The 5,082-nt window shown below is 45.1% G+C and carries 2 protein-coding genes and 1 pseudogene; all 3 read left to right on the top strand.

The window, feature by feature from the left end; all coding sequences use genetic code 11:
• A pseudogene (locus tag ACJ751_RS20925) lies at nucleotides 1-320 on the top strand (hypothetical protein); the annotation flags it as partial.
• Between the two features lie 365 nt (nucleotides 321-685).
• The gene (locus ACJ751_RS20920) at nucleotides 686-3,625 is read left to right on the top strand and encodes a M16 family metallopeptidase (protein ID WP_407747469.1); all 2,940 of its coding nucleotides are present in this window, start codon (nucleotides 686-688) and stop codon (nucleotides 3,623-3,625) included.
• A gap of 239 nt (nucleotides 3,626-3,864) precedes the next feature.
• Nucleotides 3,865-5,082 (top strand): carbohydrate binding domain-containing protein (locus ACJ751_RS20915; RefSeq protein WP_407747468.1); only part of this gene is annotated, 1,218 nt, incomplete at its 3' end.

The following is a 5,082-nucleotide window of genomic DNA, read 5'->3' as shown; positions in this document are numbered from 1 at the left end:
TAGGACCTGGCGCTGATGGCCTTACTTTTAATGTTACGGCCAACGATCCTGAAGGCAACCTGCTTTCGTGGAGCTTTAGTGCAACCTATGGCGAGAACCAGTCAGTGGCTATTTACAGCCAGCAGTACGAAACCGCCGTTCCGCCTGGAACCAACTGGGCCGGGGTATTGAACTTTGCAGTGCCTACCGCACCTGCCAACTGGCGGCCGCCTATTCAATGCGCTTACAGCTTTATTGTGCAGGCCTATGCCCGTACAACCAATGGTTATGGGTATATCGGCTATACAAACTATCATCGCAATTTAACCTTGCTGGTATAATGAAATGAGTTAATAAGTTGAAAAGTTAACAAGAATGATAAGACCTGGTAAATTGAGTTGCTTTGGCAGCTTCAGTTTGCCGGGTTTTTTTATGGTCAATGGTCAATGGTCAATGGTGAATGGTCAATGCTTTCTGCTATTGAAGAAATCGGTAACTGGTAACCAATACACTAACCGTTCGTCTGTGAAATAGACCAGTTATACAGTTTCCTGCAAAAAACTGTATTTTTCAAGGGCACATTGCACGCTCAGATGCGTCTTAATAGACAGTCTGATAATTTTTGTTCAACCGCTGACATTGAGGCATGCTTTCGACTACATGATGAGCCTCCATTTCAGCAAAAAAAATGATGTAAACCACTATTATGCAATTCAACAAGGTTTTTGCACTCCTACTGCTTCTTTCGGCAGCCTGCGAAAGTATGGCCCAAAACAAATACCAGTGGAAACAGGCGTCCGCTGGTGGTTACACGTATAAATATGTGACCAACGACCCCATGCAAACCAGGTTTTATACCCTGAAAAACGGCATGTCGGTTATATTAACTGTCAATCACAAAGAGCCCCGCATTGTTTATCGCATGGCGGTGCGCACCGGTAGCAATAACGATCCTAAAGATCATACCGGTTTGGCGCATTACCTCGAACACCTGTTGTTTAAGGGAACCGATAAATATGGCACGCTCGACTGGGCAAAAGAAAAACCTTATTTAGATAAGATCGATGCCTTGTACGAGCAGTATGGCGCTACCAAAGATGCCGCTGCCCGTAAAGCCATCTATCATCAAATAGACAGTGTATCTGGCGTTGCTTCGCATTTTGCCATTGCCAATGAGTATGATAAACTGATGAGCAATATCGGCTCGCAGAAAACCAATGCCCATACCTGGGTGGAAGAAACTGTTTATGAAGAAGACATTCCTTCCAACGCGGTTGATAAATTTCTGGCCATTCAGGCCGAACGTTTCCGCAAACCGGTTTTCCGCCTGTTCCATACTGAGCTTGAAGCGGTGTATGAAGAAAAGAACCGCGGGCTTGATAATGATGGCGTTAAAGTACAGGAAGCCATGATGAGCGGTTTGTTCCCAACGCATAACTATGGTCAGCAAACAACCATCGGTACCATCGAGCATTTAAAGAACCCTTCTTTAATTGCCATCAGGAATTATTACAACAAATATTATGTGCCCAATAACATGGGTATTATTTTATCCGGCGATTTTGATGCCGATGCCATGATCAAAAAAGTGGAACAGGCATTTGCCTACATGCAGGCAAAGCCGGTACAGGAATATAAGAGCGCACCCGAGCAACCTATCACAGCTCCCATTGTGAAAGAGATCTTTGGGCCTTCTGCCGAGAACATGCGGATCTGTTTCCGTACGCCTGCGGCCAGTTCACACGAGTCTATGGTGCTCGATCTGGCTTCTTCCGTATTATCAAATGGAAAAGCCGGTTTATTCGATCTGAACCTGAATAAACAACAAAAAGCACAGGCCACACAAGCCGGTTTGCAACAGTATAAAGACTATGGCCTGTTTATAATGCTTGGAATGCCGAAACAGGGCCAAAAGCTGGAAGACGTGAAGGACCTGTTGATGGGTCAGCTGGAGTTGCTGAAAAAAGGCGATTTTGATGAAAGTATGATCAAGGCCATTGTAGCCAACGCTAAATTGGATCTGTTGAAATCCCTCGACAACAGCACCAGCAGCGCCCAGCAATTAATGGATGCTTTTATCAAGAACCGTTGTGCGCAGTGGGATAAAGAAGCGTCGTACCTCGATGATATGGCCAAAGTTACCAAAGCGGAGCTGGTAGCTGTCGTGAATAAATACCTGAACGATAAAAATTATGTGCTCATCTATAAAAGAAAAGGAGAGGACAAGAATATCGTAAAAGTAGAAAAACCAGCCATCACGCCTATTGAGACCAATGCCGGTCAATCATCGGATTTTGTGAAGAAAATGGAAGCGATCACGGTGGGCGATATTCAACCCCTGTGGCTGGATTATGATAAAGATATCAACCTGTCAAAAAGCGGTATTGCTGATGTGTTAAGTGTGCAGAACAAATCGAACGAATTGTTTGCTCTGTACTATCAGTTTGATATGGGTACCTGGAATAACAAACTGTTGCCCCTGGCTGCCTCGTACCTGCAATTCTTAAGCACCGATAAATATTCAGCAGAACAGATCAGTAAATCATTTTACAACATTGCCTGTAACTTCAACATTAATACCAATGCTGAGATCACTACCGTTTCTATAAACGGGTTGCAGGAGAATTTTGATAAAGCGGTTAGTTTGTTTGAAGAAGTGCTGGCCAATTGCAAACCCGATGAGGCGGCACTGGCAGCATTAAAAAGCCGGGTAATGAAAAGCCGGGCAAACGCCAAAGCCGACAAACAAAGCATTATGCAGGGACTGGTTTCTTATGCCCGGTACGGTGCTAAAAACCCGTTCAACTCTGCATTGACCGATGCCGAGATCGATCAGTTGAAAGCTTCAGACCTGGTGAATGAGTTACACAGCCTGATGCAGTATAAACACCGCATCATGTATTATGGTCCGCTTGCCGATGTTGATTTTAAAACATCCATCGCCAAACTGCATACTTTACCAGCCAGCTTTAAAGACTACCCTGCAAAAGTGAATTTCACGCCTGCAGTTCAAACTGCCAACCAGTTGTTGTTTACCAATTACGATATGGTGCAAAGTGAAATTGCATGGGTAAGGAACGACGTAGGGTACGATGCTAATAAAGAAGTAGTGGTAAATGTATTCAATAATTACTTTGGTGGCGGTATGGGGTCAGTTGTATTCCAAACCATTCGCGAATCAAAAGCGTTGGCATATTCAACCTACGCATTTTACAATACGCCCAGTAAAAAAGAATATCCTTTTTATATGATGGCGTATGTAGGTTGCCAGGCCGATAAAATGAATGAAGCCATCAAAGGCATGAATGAATTACTGACCGAACTGCCTGCTTCTGAACAGCGCTTCGAGCTGGCCAGAACCGGTTTCAAAAAAGACCTGGAAACCCAGCGTATTACCAAAGAAGGCATTATTGCTTCTTACCTGAGCGCCCAGCAAAAAGGTTGGAAGGGCGATTTCCGTAAAGATGAATATGCAGCCCTTTCTTCTTTGAAACTGGAAGATGTTCAAAAAATGCACAAGGAACAGATCAGTGGTAAGCCTTATACCTATTGCGTAGTGGCTTCGGATAAAAAGATCAAGCTGGACGACCTGAAGTCGATTGGTGAAGTGAAGACGGTGAGTCTGGAAGAATTATTTGGATATTAAGTTGACCAGTTAACCAGTTGACCAGTTAACCAGGTAAATGCAAGTTGATAGGGTTGACAGGGTTGATAGAGTTGACCAGTTAATAAGACCTGGTAAGTTGATGTCGCTTTGGTGGCTTCAATTTACCAGGTTTTTTTTTGCCACGAAAGATCCTTTGCCCTCTGCCCTCTGCTCTTTGCCCTTTGCCTGGTTTTCTGTACATTTAATGTCAATTGTACGCTTAAATCAACACTTGCTGTATGAAACGACTGACCTGCTTTTTTGTATCTATTATTGTCTGCATGGGCATTCAGGCCCAAATGGACCAGCGGCTTGTAAAGGCCAAAAATGCTGCTGCCAGTAAACCCATAAGTCCCAACCTGTTTGGTATTTTCTTTGAAGACATTAACTATGCGGCTGATGGCGGATTGTATGGCGAATTAATTCAGAACCGCTCATTTGAATACACGGCCAGTGATAACCACGACTGGAATCCCTTGACCGCCTGGCAATTTACCAAAGAAGGATTTTCTTACGGCACTATTTCCATTGAAACCAGTTCACCGGTTCATGCCAATAATCCGCACTATGTGGTGCTGAATATAGAAGACGTGGGCAGGGAAGGCCTTGGATTGAACAATACCGGTTTTGATGGCATTGTAATAAAGGCCGGCGAACAGTATGATTTTTCTTTGTTTGCAAAACAACTCAGTGGGAATGCCATCCCGGTAACTATACAGCTGAAAGGCAAAAAGGGCAATCTCTCCAACCTGGCCACCATCAATACCGGTTCAAAAGACTGGAAGAAATATACCGCCACCTTAACCGCTACTCAAAGCGATGACAGTGCCATGCTGGTAATTGTAGCGAAGGCAACGGGGAAAATAGCGCTGGATATGATCTCCCTGTTCCCACAAAAGACATTTAAGAACCGGCCCAATGGATTACGGGCGGATCTTGCACAAACTATTGCCGACCTGCAACCGAAATTCATGCGTTTTCCCGGTGGTTGCCTCGTGCATGGAGATGGCCTGGGCAATATGTATCAATGGAAAAATACGATCGGGCCGGTGGAACAACGGATTGAACAAAGAAATATCTGGAGTTACCACCAGTCGGTTGGATTGGGCTATTTTGAATACTTCCAGTTTTGTGAAGACATTGGCGCCAAACCGTTGCCGGTGGTAGCAGCAGGCGTGAGCTGCCAGAACTCAGGCGGAACCTGGCGTATTGGCGGCACGGGGCAAAAGGGCTTGTCTGCCGAAGATATGAAAGCATACATCCAGGATATCCTGGACCTGATAGAATGGGCCAACGGCGCTCCCTCGACAACGTGGGGAGCTAAACGCGCAGCGGCCGGTCACCCGGAACCTTTTCACCTGCAATACCTGGGAATCGGCAATGAAGATAAGATCACCCCGGTTTTCAAGGAGCGCTTTAAAATGATCTATGAGGTGGTGCATGCCAAACATCCCGAG

The organism is Niastella sp. (assembly GCF_045805085.1).
GTDB lineage: Bacteria > Bacteroidota > Bacteroidia > Chitinophagales > Chitinophagaceae > Niastella.
The sequence above is the reverse complement of the archived record's forward strand: the minus strand, read 5'-3'. Positions and strand labels throughout refer to the sequence as shown.

What these genes read in the sequence shown, in the direction of transcription:
- ACJ751_RS20920 (WP_407747469.1), top strand. Translation starts at nt 686, where the DNA reads ATGCAATTCAACAAGGTTTTTGCACTCCTACTGCTTCTTTCGGCAGCC.